The organism is Kitasatospora sp. NPDC056273 (assembly GCF_042268845.1).
In the GTDB taxonomy this organism is placed as follows: Bacteria; Actinomycetota; Actinomycetes; order Streptomycetales; family Streptomycetaceae; genus Kitasatospora.
This window is the reverse complement of the sequence record NZ_JBHJSJ010000007.1, coordinates 71,853-92,930: the sequence shown is the minus strand read 5'-3', so window position 1 is coordinate 92,930 and position 21,078 is coordinate 71,853. Positions and strand designations below refer to the sequence as shown.

14 protein-coding genes are annotated in these 21,078 nt (G+C 72.5%); 8 read left to right on the top strand and 6 right to left on the bottom strand.

The genetic code is table 11. From position 1 onward, the window contains the following. Positions 1-22 precede the first annotated feature (22 nt). Entirely contained in the window at positions 23-991 is a 969-nt protein-coding gene (locus ACFCY1_RS09040; RefSeq protein ID WP_375874043.1) for a phosphatase PAP2 family protein, read from the bottom strand. 318 nt (positions 992-1,309) lie between these two features. On the opposite strand from ACFCY1_RS09040, the gene pulA reads away from it, so the two are divergent. The 3 genes from pulA to ACFCY1_RS09025 all read left to right on the top strand — a co-directional run bounded on the left by pulA (position 1,310) and on the right by ACFCY1_RS09025 (position 11,834). Continuing rightward, the gene (gene pulA / locus ACFCY1_RS09035) at positions 1,310-6,844 is read left to right on the top strand and encodes a pullulanase-type alpha-1,6-glucosidase (RefSeq protein WP_375874042.1); all 5,535 of its coding nucleotides are present in this window, start codon (positions 1,310-1,312) and stop codon (positions 6,842-6,844) included. A gap of 628 nt (positions 6,845-7,472) precedes the next feature. Continuing rightward, positions 7,473-9,806: a M4 family metallopeptidase gene (locus ACFCY1_RS09030; protein WP_375874041.1), complete on the top strand. Its 2,334-nt coding sequence runs from the start codon at positions 7,473-7,475 to the stop codon at positions 9,804-9,806. 291 nt (positions 9,807-10,097) lie between these two features. Beyond that, positions 10,098-11,834 carry a carbohydrate-binding module family 20 domain-containing protein gene (locus tag ACFCY1_RS09025; protein ID WP_375874040.1) on the top strand — a complete coding sequence of 579 codons (1,737 nt, stop codon included), beginning with the start codon at positions 10,098-10,100 and terminating at the stop codon, positions 11,832-11,834. Positions 11,835-11,904: 70 nt separating this feature from the next. On the opposite strand, the gene ACFCY1_RS09020 is transcribed toward ACFCY1_RS09025, so the two are convergent. Then, entirely contained in the window at positions 11,905-12,648 is a 744-nt protein-coding gene (locus tag ACFCY1_RS09020; protein WP_375874039.1) for an SDR family oxidoreductase, read from the bottom strand. 465 nt (positions 12,649-13,113) lie between these two features. On the opposite strand from ACFCY1_RS09020, the gene ACFCY1_RS09015 reads away from it, so the two are divergent. Together ACFCY1_RS09015 and ACFCY1_RS09010 are read left to right on the top strand one after the other, a co-directional pair. Then, positions 13,114-14,172 (top strand): alpha/beta hydrolase family protein, encoded by a 1,059-nt coding sequence (locus ACFCY1_RS09015; RefSeq protein ID WP_079271752.1) that lies wholly within the window; start codon positions 13,114-13,116, stop codon positions 14,170-14,172. A 320-nt stretch (positions 14,173-14,492) separates the two neighbouring features. After that, a complete protein-coding gene (locus ACFCY1_RS09010) occupies positions 14,493-15,341 on the top strand; it encodes a hemerythrin domain-containing protein (RefSeq protein WP_375874038.1) in 849 nt (282 codons plus the stop codon). A 177-nt stretch (positions 15,342-15,518) separates the two neighbouring features. On the opposite strand, the gene ACFCY1_RS09005 is transcribed toward ACFCY1_RS09010, so the two are convergent. Beyond that, the gene (locus ACFCY1_RS09005; RefSeq protein WP_074000866.1) at positions 15,519-16,112 is read right to left on the bottom strand and encodes a DUF6891 domain-containing protein; all 594 of its coding nucleotides are present in this window, start codon (positions 16,110-16,112) and stop codon (positions 15,519-15,521) included. A 97-nt stretch (positions 16,113-16,209) separates the two neighbouring features. Between ACFCY1_RS09005 and ACFCY1_RS09000 the strand changes: the two genes are divergently transcribed. Next, entirely contained in the window at positions 16,210-17,172 is a 963-nt protein-coding gene (locus tag ACFCY1_RS09000) for a DUF1152 domain-containing protein (RefSeq protein WP_074000867.1), read from the top strand. A 39-nt stretch (positions 17,173-17,211) separates the two neighbouring features. Here ACFCY1_RS09000 and ACFCY1_RS08995 read toward each other — a convergent pair whose 3' ends face one another. Beyond that, a complete protein-coding gene (locus ACFCY1_RS08995) occupies positions 17,212-17,775 on the bottom strand; it encodes an FHA domain-containing protein (RefSeq protein ID WP_375874037.1) in 564 nt (187 codons plus the stop codon). A gap of 224 nt (positions 17,776-17,999) precedes the next feature. After that, positions 18,000-18,548, bottom strand: a complete 549-nt coding sequence (locus ACFCY1_RS08990; protein WP_082345545.1) for a DUF1697 domain-containing protein — start codon at positions 18,546-18,548, stop codon at positions 18,000-18,002. A 157-nt stretch (positions 18,549-18,705) separates the two neighbouring features. Between ACFCY1_RS08990 and ACFCY1_RS08985 the strand changes: the two genes are divergently transcribed. Continuing rightward, complete coding sequence (locus tag ACFCY1_RS08985; RefSeq protein WP_074000870.1) at positions 18,706-19,176, top strand: pyridoxamine 5'-phosphate oxidase family protein; 471 nt, start codon at positions 18,706-18,708, stop codon at positions 19,174-19,176. 69 nt (positions 19,177-19,245) lie between these two features. On the opposite strand, the gene ACFCY1_RS08980 is transcribed toward ACFCY1_RS08985, so the two are convergent. Continuing rightward, the gene (locus ACFCY1_RS08980; protein WP_117487475.1) at positions 19,246-19,602 is read right to left on the bottom strand and encodes an arsenate reductase family protein; all 357 of its coding nucleotides are present in this window, start codon (positions 19,600-19,602) and stop codon (positions 19,246-19,248) included. Between the two features lie 157 nt (positions 19,603-19,759). On the opposite strand from ACFCY1_RS08980, the gene ACFCY1_RS08975 reads away from it, so the two are divergent. Then, positions 19,760-21,001 (top strand): cytochrome P450, encoded by a 1,242-nt coding sequence (locus ACFCY1_RS08975; RefSeq protein ID WP_375874036.1) that lies wholly within the window; start codon positions 19,760-19,762, stop codon positions 20,999-21,001. Positions 21,002-21,078 lie beyond the last annotated feature (77 nt).

Sequence of the window (21,078 nt, the reverse complement as noted above, 5' to 3'; positions counted from 1 at the left end):
GGGGCCCCTTCGAAGACGGGCGCTAGCGGCGCGCGCTGCTGACCGCGGGCTCGCTCCACTGCTCCGGGACGGTGATCGGCCGGTCGGCCGGCGTCTCCCGGGCGGGCACCTTCGGCAGCCGGTAGACCCACTCGTGGTACATCCAGCGGGCGGTGAGGAAGCCCACCATCAGGCAGAGCTCGCCGCCGACGGCGTCCATCCAGAAGTGGTTGGCGGTGGAGACGATCACCACCAGGGTGGCGGCCGGGTACATCAGGCCGAGCACCCTGACCCAGGTGCGGCGGGCCAGGAAGAAGATCGCCAGGCCGCACCACATCGACCAGCCGATGTGCATCGAGGGCATGGCCGCGTACTGGTTGGAGACGTGCGCGGCGGGCCCGGAGGCCATCGAGCCCCAGGTGCCGTGGACCTTCACGGTGTCGATGAAGCCGCCGTCGGTCATCAGCCGGGGCGGGGCCAGCGGGAAGAAGTAGAAGCCGACCAGCGCGATCCCGGTGGTCACGAACAGCACCGTGCGGGCCGCGACGTAGCGCCCGGGGTGGCTGCGGTAGAGCCAGACCAGCACGCCTATCGTGATCACGAAGTGCAGGGTCGCGTAGTAGTAGTTCATCCCCGTGATGAGCCACCCGACGCTGTCCACGGCGTGGTTGATCGAGCGCTCGACGGCGATGCCGAGGTGGTGCTCCAGGTCCCAGATCCAGCTCGCGTGCTTCTGGGCTATCGCTTCCTGTTCGGGAACCGCGTTGCGCACGATCGAGTAGACCCAGTAGCTGATCCCGATCAGCGCCAGCTCGAACCAGATCCGCGGCCTGGCCGGTGAGCGGCGCTGGGCGCTGACGCGGCTGCGCAGGGCGGCGGTACGGGACTGGGCGGCACGGGTGGCTCCATCGGGCAGGCGGCCGGGGACGGCCTTCGCTGCTTCGGAACCGCCACCGCTGGCCGCGTCGGCGCGCCGGGCGTCGCCTCGCTGGATCTCGGTCGGTTCCCCCATGGACGGCAAGTCTGCCAGACCGCTCGTAGCCGTCTGCTCATCCTCTGGAAGTGGATTCTTCACCGGCTGTCCCCCTTGAGGGGTAGGGGCCGGCGCCCACCGGGGTAGGGGGTGCTCGGGGGTTGGGTGCATACCGGTGGGACGGACATACGTCCCATTGTCACGCGCGTCGCTCCAGGGGAGTAATCGGGGTGGTCGGAGACGGTCCTCCAGCTGGAACTTCCGGCGACGAAACGATTTCTGCATCTTGCTGAAACATATTGCAGGCCGCTAGCTTCCTGGGAAATCGATCGCCCCTTCCCCCTAAGGGAGCCCTCAGTGGCCGATGCCCCGCTCCGCCCCCGACGGAGCACTGCCGAACGAACCCCTGGCCGCCGCAGACCCCCGGGCCGCACGGCCGTCCTGCTGGCCGCGGCCCTGACCGCCGCCACCCTCGGCGGCGCCCCCGCGGCCCTCGCCGCCGCCCCGCCTGCCCCGCCCTCGGACGCCGCGCTGGCGGCCACCGCCGGGCGGCACGACCTCACCCGGGAGCAGTTCTACTTCGTCCTGCCCGACCGCTTCGCCAACGGCGACACCGCCAACGACACCGGAGGCATCACCGGGGGGCGGCTGGAGAACGGCTTCGACCCCGCGGACAAGGGCTTCTACCACGGCGGCGACCTGGCCGGGCTGATCCAGCGGCTCGACTACGTCCAGGACCTCGGCACCACCGCGATCTGGCTGGCCCCGATCTTCAAGAACAAGCCGGTGCAGGGCAGCGGGGCCGACGCCTCGGCCGGCTACCACGGCTACTGGATCACCGACTTCACCCAGGTCGACCCGCACTTCGGCACCAACGAGCAGCTCAAGGAGCTGATAGCCAAGGCGCACGCCCGCGGCATCAAGGTCTTCTTCGACGTCATCACCAACCACACCGCCGACGTCATCGACTACGCCGAGAAGCAGTACGGCTACCGCTCCGCCGGCGCCTACCCGACGCTCGACGCGGACGGGAACCCGGTGGACGAGACCGCCGTCGCCGACGCGGGCGCCCCCTGGCCGCGGACCACCAAGGACTCCTTCCCCTACACCCCGGTCTTCCGCACCCCGGCCGACGCCGCGGCCAAGACCCCGTCCTGGCTCAACGACCCGGCGCTCTACCACAACCGGGGCGACTCGACCTTCGTCGGCGAGTCCGCCACCGAGGGCGACTTCAGCGGCCTGGACGACCTCGACACCCAGAACCCCAAGGTGGTGAAGGGCTTCGAGAAGGTCTACCAGCAGTGGGTCAAGGACGCCGGCGTGGACGGCTTCCGGATCGACACCGTCAAGCACGTCAACATGGCGTTCTGGCAGCAGTGGGCCCCCGCGCTCAAGGACTTCGCCGCCAAGCAGGGCAACAAGAAGTTCTTCATGTTCGGCGAGGTCTACTCCGGCGACCCGGCGGTCACCTCGCCGTACGTCACCAAGGGCAGGCTCCAGGCCACCCTGGACTTCCCGTTCCAGGGCGCGGCCCGCTCCTACGTCTCGCAGGGCGGCTCGGCGCGCGGCCTCGCCGACGTCTACGCCCAGGACTACCGCTACACCAGCGCCGACACCGACGCGTACGAGCTGCCCACCTTCCTCGGCAACCACGACATGGGCCGCTTCGGCTCCTTCCTGCTCGCCGACAACCCGGGCGCCGACGACGCCACCCTGCTCAGGAAGGACCGGCTCGGCAACGAGCTGCAGTTCCTCACCCGTGGCCAGCCCGTCGTCTACTACGGCGACGAGCAGGGCTTCACCGGCGCGGGCGGCGACAAGGACGCCCGGCAGGACCTGTTCGCCTCGAAGACGGCCTCCTACAACGGCGACCGGGTGCTCGGCGGCCCCTCCGGCCCGGCCGACCGGTACGGGCAGGGCGGCGAGCTCTACCAGGGCATCGCCGGACTGGCCAAGCTGCGCCGCGACAACCCGGCTCTGGCCGACGGCGCCCAGATCGAGCGGTACGCCGCCGACGGCGCCGGCGTGTACGCCTTCTCCCGGATCGACGCCGGGCAGCAGGTCGAGTACCTGGTCGCGGTCAACAACGCCGCCGAGGCGAAGACCGTCACCCTGGACACCTTCTCGGCGGGGATGGGCTTCGACCCGGTCTACCCGGCGGCGGGCGCCCGCGTCACCAGCGGCGTCGACCGCAAGGTGACGGTCACCGTGCCCGCGCTGTCCTCGCTCGTCCTCAAGGCGGGCGGCCGGCTCGCGCCGGTGGCCGCCGCGCCCCAGCTCTCGGTGCAGCCGCCCGCGGACGGCTCGACCGGGCTCGTCACGGTCGGCGCCACCACGGACGGCGGCTTCAACCGGGTGAGCTTCGCCGCCCAGATCGGCAACGGGCCCTGGCAGACCCTGGGCACCGCCGACAACGGCGGGTACAAGGTCACCCAGGACCTGGCCGCCGTCGCCCCCGGCACGGTGGTCCGCTACAAGGCCGTCGTCCGGGACTCCAGCGGCCACCTGCGCTCCGCCACCGCGAGCTTCACCACCGGCACCCCCGCGCCCAAGCCCGCGCCCACCGCCGGCTCCCGCCCGTACGCCGTCGTCCACTACAACCGGCCGGACGGCGACTACGACGGCTGGAACCTCTACGCCTGGGGCGACCTCGCCGACGGCGAGGCCACCCCGTGGCCGGCCGGGCACGCCTTCACCGGGCGGGACGCGTACGGCGCCTTCGCGTACGTGAAGCTCAAGCCCGGCGCCTCGGACGTCGGCTTCATCGTGGAGAAGGACGGCGTCAAGGACGTCGACGCCGACCGGCACCTCGACGTCGGCAGCACCGGCGAGGTGTGGCTCCGGCAGGGCGACCCGGCGGTGCGCACCGCCGACCCGGGGCCGCCGGCTGGGTCGACCGGTCCTGGCCAGCCGGCGAACACCGCCGTCATCCACTACAACCGGGCCGACGGCGACTACGACGGCTGGGGCCTGCACGACTGGACCGGCGCCGCCACCCCGACCGACTGGGGCAAGCCGCTGACCCCGGCCCGCCGCGACGCCTTCGGCGCCGTCTTCGAGGTGCCGCTCGCCCCCGGGGCGACCAGCCTCAGCTACATCCTGCACAAGGGCAACGACAAGGACCTGCCCGCCGACCAGTCGCTGGACCTCGCCGTCAACGGCAGGGAGGTCTGGGTGCTCGGCGGCCGCGAGGGCTACCTGCTGCCGCAGAACCCGGCCGCCTCCTCGCAGATCGACCTCGCCGGCGCCAAGGCCCAGTGGATCGACGCGAGGACCGTCGTCGTCCCGGCGAACTACGGCGCGGGCGACGACGCCTTGGCCGGCGGCACCAGCGCCCAGCTGGTCTACGACCCCGAGGGCGGCATCCGGGCCGACAGGGGCGCGCTGACCAAGCCCGGCAAGTGGCTGCGGCTCACCCCGGCCAAGGGCGGGCTGACCGACGCCCAGAAGGCCGAGTACCCGCACCTGGCGGGCTACCGGGCCTTCACCGTGGACCCCAGGGACGCCGCCCGCGTCCCGGCCGCGCTCCGCGGCCAGCTGCTGTTCACCGAACACCTGCCCAGCGGCGCCGTCCTGGCCGGCACCGGGGTGCAGACCCCGGGCGTGCTGGACGACCTGTACGCCGGGCGGACCGGCAAGGTCGACTTCGGCCCGGCCTACTACAACGGCAAGGTGGCGCTGTCGCTCTGGGCACCGACCGCGCAGGAGGTCTCCGTCCAGGTCTTCGACAGCGCCACCGGGGGCACCCCGAAGACGCTGCCGCTGAAGCTCGACGACGAGACCGGCGTCTGGGAAGTCGTCCGCGACAAGGGCGAGTTGGACGGCAGGTACTACCTGTACCAGGTGAAGGTCTGGGCGCCGTCCACCCAGCAGCTGGTGGTCAACACCGTCACCGACCCGTACTCGGTGGCGCTGTCCACCGACTCCCGGCGCAGCCTGGTCGCCGACCTCGACGCCAAGGCGCTCAAGCCCGCGGGCTGGGACGACCACGCCCGCCCGCAGGCCGTCCCGCCGGCCCAGCAGCAGATCCAGGAACTGCACGTCCGGGACTTCTCGGTGGAGGACCCCACCGTTCCGGCCGCCGAGCGCGGCACCTACCTGGCGTTCACCGAGTCGGACTCGGCCGGCATGCGGCACCTGCGGGACCTGGCCAAGGCCGGGGTGACCACGGTCCACCTGCTGCCGACCTTCGACATCGCCACCGTCCGGGAGAACCGGGCCGACCAGAAGCTGCCGGCCTGCGACCTCAAGTCCCTTCCGGCGGACGGCCCGAAGCAGCAGGAGTGCGTGGCGGCCGTGGCCGCCGACGACGCGTACAACTGGGGCTACGACCCGCTGCACTACAACGTGCCGGAGGGCTCGTACGCCACCGACCCGAACGGGGTCGCCCGCACGGTGCAGTTCCGGCAGATGGTGCAGGCGATGCACGCGGCCGGGCTGCGGGTGGTGCTCGACGTGGTCTACAACCACACCGCCGCCAGTGGCCAGGCCGAGCACTCGGTGCTGGACAAGGTGGTTCCCGGCTACTACCAGCGGCTGGACGCCGACGGCAAGGTGACGGCGGACAGCTGCTGCGCCGACACCGCGCCCGAGCACGCCATGATGAACCGGCTGGTGGTCGACTCGGTGACGCTGTGGGCCCGCGAGTACAAGGTGGACGGCTTCCGCTTCGACCTGATGGGCCTGGACCCGAAGTCCACCATGCTGGACGTGCAGGCCGCGCTGCGGAAGATGACGCCGGACTCGGACGGCGTGGACGGGAAGAACGTGTTCCTCTACGGTGAGGGCTGGAACTTCGGCGCCGTCGCGAACAACGCCCGGTTCGAGCAGGCCACCCAGCAGAACATGGCCGGCACCGGCATCGCCACCTTCGACGACCGGATCCGGGACGCCGCCCGCGGCGGCAACTTCATGCTGAACTCCGCCCCGCAGCAGGGCTTCGCCTCGGGCCTGTACACCGACCCGAACGGCTCGGCCGCGAACGGCACCCCGGAGGAGCAGAAGGCCCGGCTGCTGCACCAGATGGACCAGCTGAAGGTCGGGCTGACCGGCAACCTGGCCGGCTACTCCTTCACCGACAGCTCCGGAAAGCCCGTCACCGGCGCCCAGGTCGACTACAACGGCGCCCCGACCGGGTACGCGGCCAAGCCCGGCGAGGCGGTGGAGTACGTGGACGCCCACGACAACACCGACCTCTTCGACGCGCTCGCGTACAAGCTGCCGACCGGCACCGCGCCCGCCGACCGGGCCCGGATGCAGGCGCTCGGGCTCTCGCTGACCGCGCTCACCCAGGGCGCGGGCTTCGCCCAGGCCGGCAGCGACCTGCTGCGCTCCAAGTCGCTCGACTCCAACTCCTACGACTCGGGGGACTGGTTCAACGCGATCCACTGGGACCCGGCCCAGGGCAACGGCTGGGGCCGCGGCCTGCCGATGGCGAAGGACAACCAGGAGCAGTGGCCGGCCGCCCGGTCCCTGCTGGCGAACCCGGAGCTGACCGTCGGCGCGGCGGACATCCGGTCGGCCTCGGCGCAGTACCAGGAGTTCCTGCGGATCAAGCAGTCCTCGCCGCTGTTCTCGCTGCCGAGCCTGGCCGCCGTCCAGCAGCGGCTCTCCTACCCGCTCTCCGGCACCGCCGGTGAGACGCCCGGGGTGATCACCCTGCACCTGGACGGCACCGGGCTGCCGGGGGCGGAGAAGGGCGTCACGGTGGTCTTCAACGCCACGCCCACGGCGCAGGCGCAGACCGTGCCGGCGCTGAAGGGCACCGGCCAGGCGCTGCACCCCGTCCAGGCGGGCGGGGCGGACCGGGTGGTGCAGCGGTCCGGCTTCGACGCCGCGACCGGCACCTTCACCGTGCCGGGCCGCACCGTGGCGGTGTTCGTCCAGCGCTGACCCGCCGTCGCCGACCGGTCGGCACCGGCTCGTCCGGTGCCGACCCGTCCGACACTGATTCGTACACCCCGACAACTCCCGGGCCCCGTACCACTGTTCAGGTGGTACGAGGCCCGGTCGCGGTCGGCGGGGACACGGTTGCGTTCCGGACGCACGATGGCCGGAAACCGTTGATGGCACGGCCGGAACTGTGACGTGCCGGCTCTGCCGGGCGCTGTCGGCCACCCGCCGGGGCCGGAACCGGCCCTGAGTGCTGGTCACCGACTGCCGGTGGTGATCGAACTTTGTCCGGGGCCATGAAAACCGTGTTCACGAGTTCGTCGTGGGGTAACACAACTGACGGAGCGCCCTCCATACGGTTTCGGTAATGAATCGGCCAATCCGTGGCATGCATCTGTCATTAACGGCTCGTTTGCTGCCACGATTCCCCCGGCTGTAGACGAGGGGACCCCACCCCCCGGTGCAGCTGTTCCAGTTCAGGTGCAGCGCGTCCGACCCTGCAACGAGTTGTGAGCACCGCATCCGCACTCCCGTCGCACCCGGCGGGGGCCCCCACTGCGCCGCGACCCCGCGGCCCAGGTTTCTCTCCACCGTGCGCGACCCAGCGCCGGTCGGAAAAGGAGTCCGCATGTCCCGTTACGCTCACGCACGGAAGGCGGCGGTTGTCATGGCCGCCTCCACCGCGCTGCTGGTCACCGGCATACCGGTGATCGCCCAGGCGGCCACGCCGGACGCGCCGGCCGCCGTCGCGGCCCAGCAGGCGAACCGCGCCCAGCTGATCTCCGCCGCGAACCAGCAGACCACCAGCCTCGCCCAGAGCCTCGGGCTGAGCGGTGAGGAGAAGCTGGTCACCAAGGACGTCTTCCAGGACGCGGACGGCACCCGCCACCTGCGGTACGAGCGCACCCTCAACGGACTGCCCGTCCTGGGTGGGGACCTGGTGGTGCACCAGGCGCCCACCGGTGCGACCAAGAGCGTTGACCGGGCCAGCACCGCCCCGCTGAGCGGTGTCAGCACCACGCCGAAGCTGGCCGCCCCGGCCGCGCAGACCGCCGCGCTCGCCGCCGAGCAGGGCACCGCGGTCGACACCGCGCCGCGCCTGGTGGTCTGGGCCGCGGACAACAGCCCCCGGCTGGCCTGGGAGACCGTCGTCTCCTCGACCAAGTCCGACGGCACCCCGAGCAAGATGCACGTCGTCACCGACGCCACCAGCGGCCAGGTCATCCAGCAGTGGGACGGCATCGAGACCGGCTCCGGCAAGGGCGTCTTCGTCGGCAACGTCACCATCGGCACCACCCAGTCGGGTTCGTCGTACCAGCTGAAGGACGGCACCCGCGGTGGGATGTACACCACCAACCTGAACCACGGGACCTCGGGCACCGGCACGCTGTACAGCAAGTCCACCGACACCTGGGGCGACGGCACCGTCAACAACGGCGAGTCCGCCGCGGTCGACGCCCACTACGGCGTCGCGGCCACCTGGGACTACTACAAGAACACCTTCGGCCGCAACGGCATCCGCAACGACGGTGTCGGCGCCTACAGCCGCGTCCACTACGGCAACAACTACGTGAACGCGTTCTGGGACGACTCCTGCTTCTGCATGACGTACGGCGACGGCAGCAACAACACCGCGCCGCTGACCGAGCTGGACGTCGCGGGCCACGAGATGAGCCACGGCGTCACCGCGGCCACCGCCAACCTGACCTACTCCGGCGAGTCCGGCGGCCTCAACGAGGCCACCTCGGACATCTTCGGCACGATGGTCGAGTTCTACGCCAACATCCCGACCGACAACCCCGACTACCTGATCGGTGAGTTGATCAACATCAACGGGGACGGCACCCCGCTGCGCTACATGGACAAGCCGTCCAAGGACGGCGCCTCGGCCGACTACTGGTCCTCCACCGTCGGCAACAAGGACGTCCACTACTCGTCCGGCGTCGCCAACCACTTCTTCTACCTGCTGTCCGAGGGCAGCGGCGCGAAGACCATCAACGGCGTCAACTACGACTCGCCGACCCAGGGCAACATCGCGGTCACCGGCATCGGCCGGGACAAGGCGGCGGCCGTCTGGTACCGCGCGCTGACCACCTACATGACCTCCAGCACCAACTACGCCGCGGCGCGCACCGCGACGGAGAAGGCGGCCACCGACCTGTACGGGGCCGGCAGCGCCGAGCTGGCCGCGGTCGGCACCGCCTGGGCGGGCGTCAACGTCGGCACGGCGCCCAACCCGGGCGGCGTCACCGTCACCAACCCGGGCAACCAGTCCACCGCCGTCGGCGGCGCGGTCAACCTGGCGATCAAGGCCACCGGTGGCACCGCCCCGCTGACCTACTCGGCCACCGGCCTGCCCACCGGCCTGTCGATCAACGCCTCCACCGGCGCGATCACCGGCACCGCCTCCACCGCGGGCACCTACAACGTGACCGTCACGGCGAAGGACTCGGCCGGCAAGACCGGTACGACCAGCTTCACCTGGACCGTCTCCACCGGTGGCGGCGGCTGCACCCCGGCCCAGCTGCTGGGCAACGAGGGCTTCGAGTCGGGCACGGCCACGCCGTGGACCGCGTCGAGCGGCGTGGTGGACAGCAGCGCCTCGCAGGCGGCCCACAGCGGCTCCTGGAAGGCGTGGCTGAACGGCTACGGCTCCACCCACTCGGACTCGCTGTCGCAGACGGTGAGCATCCCGGCCGGCTGCAAGGCGACGCTGAGCTTCTGGCTGCACATCGACACCGCCGAGTCGGGCACCACCGCGTACGACAAGCTGACCGTCTCGGTGAACGGCACCGCGCTGAAGACCTACTCCAACGTGGACGCCGCGGCCGGCTACCAGCAGCGCACCTTCGACCTGTCGGCCTACGCGGGCCAGACGGTCACCGTGAAGTTCGCCGGGACCGAGGACGCCTCGCTCCAGACCAGCTTCGTGATCGACGACACCTCCGTCCAGACCGGCTGAGCCCGGGCCGGCTCCTGACGGGCCGGTGAACCAGGACAGGTGAGGGGCCCGGCGGCTACGGCTGCCGGGCCCTTGTCGTGCCCGCTCCTCCTGGCCCGGCCCCGGCTCCTCCTCGGCTCCTCCTCGGCTTCTCCCGGGCTTTCGACCAAGGTCTTGACGGCCCCCGCGGGTGCCTCTAGGTTCGGCGCTGCAAGTTTCCGGCAAGTTGCAGAAACTTCCTGCAGTCCCCCTGCGGCCCTTCCGCAGGCTCCCCCTCCGGCTGCCCCACCCCAGCCACCCCCAGGAGACGACGTGGTCACCACCGCCCCCGCCCGCCGGCCCGCCCGCGCGGCCGGTGCGCTCGCCGCCTCGGCGGCGCTCGCCCTCTCGCTCGGCACCTCCCTCGGTGCCCCCGCCGCCCAGGCCGCCCCGCCCGCCACCAACGGCAAGGACGTCACCGCCACCCTCTTCGAGTGGCGCTTCGACTCCGTCGCCCAGGCCTGCACCTCCACCCTCGGACCCAAGGGCTACGGCTTCGTCGAGGTCTCCCCGCCGCAGGAGCACATCCAGGGCGCGCAGTGGTGGACCTCCTACCAGCCGGTCAGCTACAGGATCGCCGGACGGCTCGGCGACCGCACGTCCTTCAAGAACATGGTCGCCACCTGCCACGCGGCCGGGGTCAAGGTGATAGCCGACGCGGTGGTCAACCACATGTCGGCGGGCTCCGGCACCGGCACCGGCGGCACCGCGTACACCAAGTACAACTATCCCGGCACGTACCAGGACCAGGACTTCCACGGCTGCCGCCAGCCGATCACCAACTACCAGGACCGCGGCAACGTCCAGAACTGCGAACTGGAGAACCTCTCCGACCTGGACACCGGCAGCGCGTACGTCCAGACCACCATCGCGCACTACCTGGACGACCTGGCCTCGCTCGGCGTCGACGGGTACCGGATCGACGCCGCCAAGCACATCGCCGCCGCCGACCTCGCCGCGATCAAGGCCAGGATGGCCAACCCCAAGGCGTACTGGGTCCAGGAGGTCATCTACGGCGCCGGCGAGCCGGTCCAGCCCACCGAGTACACCGGCACCGGCGACCTGGACGAGTTCCGGGCCGGCACCGACCTCAAGCGGATGTTCACCACCGACAAGCTCGCCAACCTCAGCGGCTGGGGCGCCTCCTGGGGCTACCTGCCGAGCGGCCAGGCGCGCACCTTCGTCGACAACTGGGACACCGAGCGCAACGGCTCCACCCTCAACTCCACCTACGGCAACACCTACACGCTCGCCAACGTCTTCCTGCTGGCCTCGCCGTACGGCGCCCCCAACGTCCACTCCGGCTACTCCTTCGCCAACAAGGACGACGGCCCGCCGAACGGCGGCACCGTCAACGCCTGCTACCAGGACGGCTGGAACTGCACCCACGCCTGGCGGCAGATCGCCAACATGGTCGGCTTCCGCAACGCGGTGGCGGGCACCGGGGTGAGCAACTGGTGGTCCAACGGCGGCAACGCGATCGCCTTCGGCCGCGGCGGCAAGGGCTACGTCGCGATCAACCACGAGGGCGCCGCGATCACCCGGACCTTCCAGACCGGGCTGCCGGCCGGCACCTACTGCGACGTCCAGCACGGCGACCCGCAGGCGGGCGGCGGCTGCACCGGCCCGACCTACCAGGTGGGCGCCGACGGGCAGTTCACCGCCACGGTCGGCGCGGGCGACGCGGTCGCGCTGTACGTCCAGCCCGGCGCGAGCGTCTCCGGCGCCTCGTTCAACGTCAACGCGACCACCACGCCCGGGCAGAACATCTACCTGGTCGGCGACGCCGCGGCGCTCGGCGGCTGGGACCCGGCGAAGGCGCTGCCGCTCTCCTCGGCCGGCTACCCGGTCTGGTCGCTGGCGCTGGCGCTGCCGGCCGGCACGTCCTTCCAGTACAAGTACGTCCGCAAGGACGCGAGCGGCGCGGTGACCTGGGAGTCCGGCGCCAACCGGACGGCGACCGTGCCCTCGGGCGGGACGGTCACGCTGAACGACACCTGGCGGCCGTGAGGCCGGAGCGGACCGGGGCCCCGTCGGCATCGACCGGCGGGGCCCCTCCCGCGGCCCTCCGGGCCGGGGTTCAGCCCCGCCCGATGTAGGGCATGGCCGTCGCCATCACGGTGGCGAACTGCACGTTGGCCTCCAGTGGCAGCCCGGCCATGTGCCGTACGGTGCGCGCCACGTCGGCCACGTCCATGGTCGGCTCGGGGGCGATCCGGCCGTCCGCCTGCCGCACGCCCGCGCCCATCGCCGCCGTCATGTCGGTCGCCGCGTTGCCGATGTCGATCTGCCCGCAGGCGATCCGGTACGGGCGGCCGTCCAGCGACAGCGACCTGGTCAGGCCGGTCACGGCGTGCTTGGTCGCGGTGTAGGCGATCGAGTGCGGGCGCGGGACGTGCGCGGAGATCGAGCCGTTGTTGATGATCCGGCCGCCCTGCGGGTCCTGCTCCTTCATCCGCCGGAACGCGGCCCGGGCGCAGAGGAAGGCGCCGGTCAGGTTGAGGTCGACCACGGCCCGCCAGTCCTCGACCGCCAGCTCGTCCACCGGGACGGCCGGGCCGAAGGCGCCGGCGTTGTTGAACAGCAGGTCCACCCGGCCGTGGCGCTCGGCGGCCGCGGCGAACAGCGCGTCCACCGCGGCCGGGTCGGTGACGTCGGTCGGCACCACGTCGGCCGGTCCGGTGCAGAGCGCGGCGGTCTCCCGCAGCGGCCCGGACCGGCGGCCGGCCAGCACCGTCCGCCAGCCGTCCGCGGCCAGCTCCACCGCCACGGCCCGGCCGACGCCGCTCCCGGCTCCGGTGACGACGGCGATCCGCTGGTTCATGGCACCCTCCTCGATGACTGTTCCCGGTCGGCCCCGGCCTGGGCGTGCCCTGGGCATGGCCTGGGCACAGCCTGGGCAAGGCCTGGGCGTGCCCCGGAGATCTTCGCGGATCCGGGGGCCGCCGTCACTGGTCGAAGCCGCCGAGGAGCTGGTCGAATCACCAGAATCCGGACGATTCGACGGGGCTCCGACGGTCACCCCCGCCGACCGGCCCCCGCCGACCGGGGGGACGGGTGAAGGCTTTTACCTGATCGCGAACAAACATTGGATTTCCGGTGGCCACCGCGCAACCGGGCCACCCCGGCCTACGTCATAAGATCGCAGGAAGGCGCACCCCCGCGAAGGGGCGGCGCGCCATCACTCCGGGGGACGCGCCAGCGCTGTGCCCTCGGGCATGTCCGGCCCCACCGGGGGGCCGCCGCCCGGTCACGGACCGGGCGCGACATCGGTCGGAGAGTCCTCACCGTGCTTAGGCAGTCGTCCCGTTCCCGCGCCGTCCTGTCCGGCGCCGCCGTGCTCGCCCTGGCCGCCTCGCTCGCGGCCTGCGGGAGTTCCGGCGGTGGGAAGGGGGACAGCGCCACGGCGAGCGCCGGCGCGACCGGCGGCAGCTCGTCGGGCAGCCCGAGCACCACCGGCACCGGCCAGCCCGCGACCGGCAGCGCGACCCCGGCCGCCGCCTCCGGCAAGGTGCTGATGCCCACCGGGCCCGCCGCCGCCCTCAGCAAGTCCCGGGACACCGGCGCCGGCCCGATCATGATGACCAAGGTGACCGGCGCGAAGTCCGGCGTCACCGGCCAGGTCTGGGTCTGGCTGCCGCCCGAGTACAACGACCCCAAGTTCGCCAAGACCGGCTTCCCGGTGCTCACCCTGTTCGCGGGCGGCCAGAGCAACGGCTACAACACCTGGACCGACAACCAGCTGCCGATCCAGGAGGAGAACGAGCGGCTGGTCAAGGAGGGCAAGTCCCACCCGTTCATCATGATCATGCCGGTGCAGAACTTCAACGGCGACGAGAAGAACGCGCTGGACTGCTCCGACATCCCGGGCCAGGCCAAGATGGCCACCTGGATGGCCGAGGACCTCCCGGACTTCGTCCGCGCCAACTTCCGCACCGTGAAGGGCCGCGACGGCTGGGGCGTGATGGGCGCCTCCACCGGCGGCTTCTGCAGCGCCAAGCTCGCCCTCCAGTACCCGCAGGTCTACAAGGCCGCGGTGCCGATCGACGGCTACTTCATACCGGACTCGGGGCTGTGGAAGGGCCACGACGCGGAGAAGGCCGCCAACAACCCGGACGTGCTGGTCACCCAGGGCAAGGCGGACGTGAGCATGCTGGTCACCGCGGGCGGCGCCAACCCGTACGAGACCAAGGTGGTCAAGAGCTGGGTGGAGAAGGCGGTGCCGCCGGTGAACCTCCAGTACCACGAGCAGCCCGGCGGCAAGCACCTGACCTCGGACTTCAAGAAGATGATCCCGGACACCCTGGTGTGGCTCACCGCCCACCTGGCGGGGCCGGCGGCCGACTGAGGCCCCTGCTCCGACCTGTTTCCCACCTGCTCCCACCGCTGCCGCCGGTGCCGGGACGCGTTCGCGCTCCCGGCACCGGCGGTTCTGTTTCCGGAGGGTCTGCGCGCGGGCCTTCCCGCGGTTCTTCCGCGGTTCTTCCAGCGGCTTCCCCGGTGGGGCTCGTCGGGGGTTCCGGTGCGGTTCCGCCGCCCGTCGGCAGCCCCGTGACCTGCGCGTCAATCGGACATTGATTCGCTTCTGATCGACTGCGAGCACCTTGGCTGGGGCGGTCCTCACCGGCCGCCACCACCCGTCGTGCCCCAAGCAGTGAAGAGAGTCCCATGCCGATCCACCTGGTGCCCCAGCCCGTCCACACCGTGCCCGCCCAGGGCCAGTCCGGAGCCGACTCGCTGGGCGGGGACGCGTACGCGTACGGGCAGGTCGTGGACGACGGGCCGGCCACCCCGCGGTTCGCCGGCCTGCGCCTGGTGCACGCCGCGCTGCGCCGGGACCTCGCCCGGCTGCCCAACGCGCTGCGGCTGCTCCAGCCCGACGAGGACGACAAGGGCGAGGCGCTGCTGCGGCACTGGAACTTCATCACCGCCATGCTCACCTGCCACCACGAGCAGCAGGACACCCGGCTCTGGCCGATCGTGCGCCGCTTCGCGCCCGAGCTGCGGCTGCTGCTCAACTGGCTGGAGGACGACCACCACAACCTGGACCACTCCTTCACCCGGGTCACCACGCTGGTGCGGATAGCGAGCCGGGACACCGGCAGCGCCTGGCCGGTCGCGTACGCGATGGAGGACCTGGCGGCCCGGCTGGAGACCCATCTGCGGATCGAGGAGCGGCAGCTGCTGCCCCGGATGGAGCGGGTGGTCGCCGACGGCTCCCGGCTCGGCGGGCTGGGCGAGCTGCTGGACCTGCTGCGGCTGGCCGACGGCCCGGGCGTCGCGGACGCGCTGGCGTGGCTGCTGGAGGGCGTGGAGCCCGCGCTGGTCGAGCGGCTGCTGGCCGAGTGCGACGACGACGTGGCCCGCAACTGGCCGCACTGGCACGCGACCTACCAGCGCTGTACCTCGCCGCTGTGGGGGCCGGTGGACGGTCCGGTCGGCGGTGCCGGCACCGGTACGGGCACCGGCTTTGGCCTCGGCCCCGGCTTCGGCGGTCTGGGGAGCGTCGCCGACTGACCCCGGGGCCTCTTCTCGGGCCGTTGATCTACGCGCGTGGCATGGGCCTCCGGTACGGGCCTCCGGCATATGCTCGAAGGCTCCGGGGGCTGGCTGATCCTCCAACTCTCCGTATTTCCAGGGGGATTGTGCCCATCGGCCGCTGGTGTCGGCCGTCCCGCCCGCCGCCCCGGCCGCTTACTCCGGCAGGCGGTTGAGCCACTCCAGCGGTGCGACCCGGATCGCCGTGTGCGGCGAGCCGTCCCACTCCGCCGTCAGCCCGACGGCCTCCAGCGCGGCGACCACCGTCCGCCCGACCTCCGCCGTCCGGCGCTCCGAGACCTCGGTCGTCTCCTCCCCGGCGCGGAACCCGCCGTAGCGCAGCATCAACCCCCGGCCGGCGGCCGCCGCCTCGGTGTCCTGCTGGTGGAAGAAGACGAAGCCGACCGAGCCCTCTCCGGCCTCGCCGCCGATCTCCGCGTAGCCGCAGCCCGCGCAGCAGGTGAAGTCCATCGCCGCGACGATGCCCTGGTCCTCCAGCGCGTCGAAGGCGTCCGCCAGCCGGTCCACGTCGGTGGTCTCCGGCCAGGCCGCCTGCTCGGCCAGCCGCGCGGCCCACAGCGGAGCGACGATCCGCTCCGCCTCCTCCTGCGTCAGCCCCTGGTCGTCGAGGTCCTCGACCAGGGACTCGGCTATCTCGTCCGGCTCCTGGAAGCCGCACCGGATCAACTCGCTTGCCCGCTCCTGGACTTCGCGCAGCACGTCGGGGGTGAGAACCGTCTCCTCGGTCATGCCCGCATCCTCGCACCCGCCACTGACACCGACGGCCGGGCGCGGGGGCGGGGACCGGCGCTTCGCCGCGGGCCGCCGTCCTGCTACCGTCCCGCCGGTGACCTCCCTGCTGCAACCACCGCTGCTCACCCGGCTGCTGGCCGCCGAGCGCATCCTGATCGCCGGAGCCGGCGGCGGATTCGACGTGTACGCCGGGCTGCCGATCGCCCTCGCCCTGCGGGCCGCGGGAAAGGAGGTGCACCTGGCCAACCTCTCCTTCTCCCACCTCTACGGCCTGCCGCTCGACGTCTGGGCGGAGTCCGACGTGGCCCGGATCGGACCGGACACCGCCGCCCCCGAGGGCTACTTCCCGGAGCGCACCCTGGCCCGCTGGCTGAACCGGCACGGCATGCCCGACACCGTGTGGGCCTTCCCGTCGGTGGGTGTGCAGCCGCTGCGCGAGGCCTACCGCGCGCTGGTCGGCCGCCTGGGCGTGGACGCGGTCCTGCTGGTGGACGGCGGCACCGACATCCTGATGCGCGGCGACGAGGCCGGACTCGGCACCCCGGAGGAGGACATGGCGAGCCTGGGCGCGGTGGCCGGCCTGGACGAGGTGCCCGAGCGGCTGGTCGCCTGCCTCGGCTTCGGCATCGACGCCCACCACGGCGTCAACCACTCCCTGGTGCTGGAGAACCTCGCCGCGATCGACCGGGCCGGCGGCTACCTCGGCGCCTTCTCCGTCCCGCGCGACAGCCGGGAGGGGGTGCTCTACCTGGACGCCGTCGAGCACGCCCGGGCCGCCTTCCCGGAACACCCCAGCATCGTCAACGGCTCGGTGGCGGCGGCGCTGCGCGGCGAGTTCGGCGACGTCCGCTTCACCGAGCGGACCAAGGGCGAGCAGCTCTTCATCAATCCGCTGATGACGCTCTACTTCGGCGTCACGGTCGAGGCGCTGGCCGCCGAGCACCGGTACCTGGACCGGCTGGAGAACACCGTGGTGACCCGCCAGATCGCCACCGTCATCGCGGAGTTCCAGGACGAGCTGCCGCGTCAGCGGCCGCCCCGGCAGTTCCCGCACTGACCCGGGGCGCCTGGGCGGGCGGGGCCGGGGGCGGGCCGGTCAGAGCGGGGCGAGCCGGAACTCCAGGTTCCCGAACCGCACCTGGTCGCCGGGCCGGACCCGGACGCCGCCCGCTATCCGGCGCCCGTTCACATGGGTGCCGTTGGTCGAGCCGAGGTCGTACAGCATCCAGCCGTCCCGCTCGTGCCGCAGTTCGGCGTGGTTCCGGGACACCGAGGGGTCGTGCAGCCGCAGCCCCGAGCCGGGGAGCCGGCCGATCGTCAACCTCCCGGCCCCGGAGTGCGGCAGGCTCAGCCCCGGCAGCCGCTCGGTGCGCCAGGCCTTGCCCAGCCGGTCGCCGAAGGCGGAGATCCGCCCGACCGTCCGCAGCACGAACCGCTCGACCGGCCCGCCGGTCGGCAGTCCGGCCACCGCCGCGTCCAACTCGCCGCGGCTGGTGGCCCGGAGGACGATGTCCATCCGGCCGAGGAAGGTGTCGTGCGAGAGCCGCCCGCTGCCCGCGCCGTCCCGCAGCACCCCGAGCGCCTCCTCCCGCTCGGCGTCGGAGGGCCGGACCGCGCCGGTCGGCCCGGCCGTGCCGGCGGGGAGCTCAGGAGGCGTCATGGCCACATTGTCCGCGCGGCCGATTCCGGCTGTCCAGATCACGCCGGGCGCGGGCGCGGGGTTCGTACGTCACGGCAGTCCAGACGCCCTTTCCGGCCGGGCGGTTCCGCGCGTTTCCGGTGTGCCGTACGGGCCGTTCCGGGTCGCCGTACCGACGGCCCCCGGCTGCCGTCCGGGCCGTCCCCGGCTGCCGTACGGGCCGTCCCCGGCTGTCGTCCGGGCCGTCAGGCCTTGCGGGCGGCGGCCAGGATCTTCTCCGTGGTGTGCAGGAACCGGGAGGTGACCGCGCCCCGGTAGGCCTTGCCGAACATCTCCTTGGTGACCCACTTGCCGTCCCGGAGGTGGACCACCACGTAGGCGGCCCCCGGACCGGCGCCGACCACCTCGACGTCGCCCTTCGGCGAGCGGTGGGGGAGGGCGAGTTCGGCGGGCAGCGGCTCGGAGAGGAAGGCGACGACCAGCCGGACGTCCGGCGTCACCTCGACGCCCCGGAACGGCTCGGCGGCCAGCAGGTCGGCCACCTCGTCCACCGTCCGCAGCAGCACCGGCACCGGGTACCCGAGCGCCTGCTCCAGGTGCTCCTCGATCCGCCCGGTCAGCGCGGCGCGGTCCGGCTCGGCGGTGGTGAAGAAGACGTTGCCGCTCTGGATGTAGGAGCGGACGTTCCCCAGCCCGAGCTCGGCGAAGAGCGCCCGCAGCCGCTCCATCCGCACCGTCCGGCCGCCGACGTTGATGGCCCGCAGGAAGGCGATGTACGTGGTCGTGGTGGTCACCCGGCCAGTCTGGCACCGGCCACCGACAGCGGCCCGGCGCTCCCGGCCCGCCGCCCCCGACCGGCCCGCCGCCCCTTCCCCGCATCCGCCCGACCGCCCCTGCCCGTCCGGTTGTCCGCGTCCGGCAGTTGTCGGTGCCGGGTGCCAGACTGGCGCCATGGCTACCTGGCAGGATTTCGAGCACGAGGCCCCCGACCTGGCGCCCCTGGTCCGGGCCCGGTTCGAGGCGAACAAGCACCACGTCCTGGCGACGCTGCGCAAGGACGGATCGCCCCGGGTGAGCGGGACGGAGGTCGAATTCGTCGGCGCCGACCTGTGGATCGGGTCGATGTACGGCGCGGTCAAGGCGCGTGAGCTCCAGCGCGACGCCCGCTTCGCGCTGCACGCGCACCCGGGGGACGAGACCATGGCCGGCGGGGACTCCAAGGTCTCGGGCCGGGCGGTGGAGGTCACCGACGAGACCGAACTCGCCGCCTTCGCCGCCGATCTGCCCGAGCCGCCGCCCACCCCGTTCCACGCCTTCCGGCTGGAGCTCGACCAGGTGGTGCACACCGCCCTGGAGGGCGACCACCTGCTCGTCTTCAACTGGCACCCCGGCCGGCCGGTGGAGCGGATCCAGATCCACTGACCGGCCGACCCGGCTGACCGGGCTGAGTCGGGCGGGTCGGCCGGGCGGGCCGGGTGGGCCGCAACCGCCCTACGGCAGAACGGACTTGAGGGCGTCCGGGGTGCGGGCCACGACGGCGTGCCCGTCGTCCGCGGTGATGATCGGGCGCTGGATCAGGATCGGGTGCTCGGCCATCGCCGCGATCCAGCGGTCGCGCGAACCCTCCTCCCGGGGCCAGCCCTTCATCCCCAGGTCCTTCGCGGCCTGCTCGTCGGTGCGGGTGATGTCCCATGGCTCCAGGCCCAGGCGCTCCAGCACCCGCACCAGCTCGGCCGCGGTCGGCGGATCCTCCAGGTAGCGCCGTACGGTGTACTCGACCCCGGCGCCGTCCAGCGCGCCGAGCGCGGTCCGGCACTTGCCGCACCGGGGGTTGATCCAGATCTCCATGCCGGCCACCCTACCGAGCCGCCCGCGCCGGCCCCGACAGCCGCCGCGCGCGACGTCGCCCCGGCCCCGGCGTTCGCCGTCCTCCCGGCCCGCCGCGCGCGATCCGTTCCGTACGGGAACTCCGCCCCGCCCACCGGCGGTTGACCGGTCAGGAAGCGTGAGCTCGGGAGGGGAGCACCGGATGGACGGCGCGGCGATCATCGAACAGCTGATGACCACGGAGGTCAGGACCGATCCGTACCCGCTGTACGCGAGGGCCCGCGAGCTGGGCCCGGTGGCCCCGGCCGGGGACGGCATGTTCGTGGTGACCGGCTACGCGGCGGTCAACAAGGTGCTGCGCACGCCCGCCTTCGGCGTCGCGACCGCCGAGATGATGGCCGGCCTGGCCCCCGAGTACGCCGTGCACTCCTCGCTCGCGCTGCTCGGCCGCTCGATCCTCCAGCGCAACGCCCCCGACCAGCCGCGGGTCCGCTCGCTGATCGCCTCGGTGTTCACCGCCCGCCGGGTCGCCGCGCTGCGCCCGGCCGTGGAGGCGGCGATCGACCGGCTGCTGGACGGGATGGCCGAGCAGGGCGCCGACGGCTCACCGGTGGACTTCATGGACGCCTTCGCCTTCCGGCTGCCGGTCGGGGTGATCTGCGAGCTGCTCGGCGTCCCCGAGCAGGACCGCTACCGCTTCCGCGGCCTCGCCTCCGACCTGACCATCGCGCTGGAGATCATCCAGGACCTGGACGAGCTGGCCGCCGCCGACGAGGCCGCCGACGAGCTGGCCGGCTACTTCACCGAGCTGGCCGCCGAGCGCCTGGCCCGCCCGCAGGACGACCTGGTCACCGACCTGGCCCGGATCGCCGCCGCCGACGACGAGCGGCTCTCCGCCCGGGAGCTGCTGGCCAACCTGGTGCTGCTGCTGGTGGCCGGCTTCGAGACCACCACCAACCTGCTCGGCAACGGCCTGGCCCTGCTGTTCCGCCACCCCGAGGCGGCCGCCGGGCTGCGCAGCGGCGCGATCACCCCGGCCGGGTTCACCGACGAGGTGCTGCGGTTCGACTCCCCGGTCCAGGCCACCGGGCGGGTCGCGCTGGAGCCGGGCCTGGCCGTCGAGGGCCTGCCGATCCCGCCCGGCAGCGGGCTGACCCTGCTGATCGGCTCGGCCAACCACGACCCGGACCGCTACGAGCACCCCGAGGTGTTCGACCCGACCCGCACCGACAGCCAGCCGCTCAGCTTCGGCGGCGGCACCCACTTCTGCCTGGGTTCCCAGCTGGCCCGGCTGGAGGCCGAGGTCGCGGTGCCCGCCCTGCTCGACCGCTTCCCCCGGCTCGCCCCGGGCGGCGTCCCGACCCGGCGCGACCGCCTGGTGCTGCGCGGCTACGAGACGTTGCCGGTGACCGTCCGCTGACGCTCCGCTCCCGGGGGCCGGGGATTTGGCTCCTCCGGCCCCGGGGACCGGGACGTTCGGCCATTCGTGGCAGGGCC

What these genes read in the sequence shown, in the direction of transcription:
- ACFCY1_RS09010 (WP_375874038.1), top strand. Translation starts at nt 14,493, where the DNA reads ATGCCGATCCACCTGGTGCCCCAGCCCGTCCACACCGTGCCCGCCCAG.
- ACFCY1_RS08980 (WP_117487475.1), bottom strand. Translation starts at nt 19,602, where the DNA reads ATGGAGATCTGGATCAACCCCCGGTGCGGCAAGTGCCGGACCGCGCTC.
- ACFCY1_RS09020 (WP_375874039.1), bottom strand. Translation starts at nt 12,648, where the DNA reads ATGAACCAGCGGATCGCCGTCGTCACCGGAGCCGGGAGCGGCGTCGGC.
- ACFCY1_RS09005 (WP_074000866.1), bottom strand. Translation starts at nt 16,112, where the DNA reads ATGACCGAGGAGACGGTTCTCACCCCCGACGTGCTGCGCGAAGTCCAG.
- ACFCY1_RS09040 (WP_375874043.1), bottom strand. Translation starts at nt 991, where the DNA reads ATGGGGGAACCGACCGAGATCCAGCGAGGCGACGCCCGGCGCGCCGAC.
- ACFCY1_RS08985 (WP_074000870.1), top strand. Translation starts at nt 18,706, where the DNA reads ATGGCTACCTGGCAGGATTTCGAGCACGAGGCCCCCGACCTGGCGCCC.
- ACFCY1_RS08995 (WP_375874037.1), bottom strand. Translation starts at nt 17,775, where the DNA reads ATGACGCCTCCTGAGCTCCCCGCCGGCACGGCCGGGCCGACCGGCGCG.
- ACFCY1_RS09030 (WP_375874041.1), top strand. Translation starts at nt 7,473, where the DNA reads ATGTCCCGTTACGCTCACGCACGGAAGGCGGCGGTTGTCATGGCCGCC.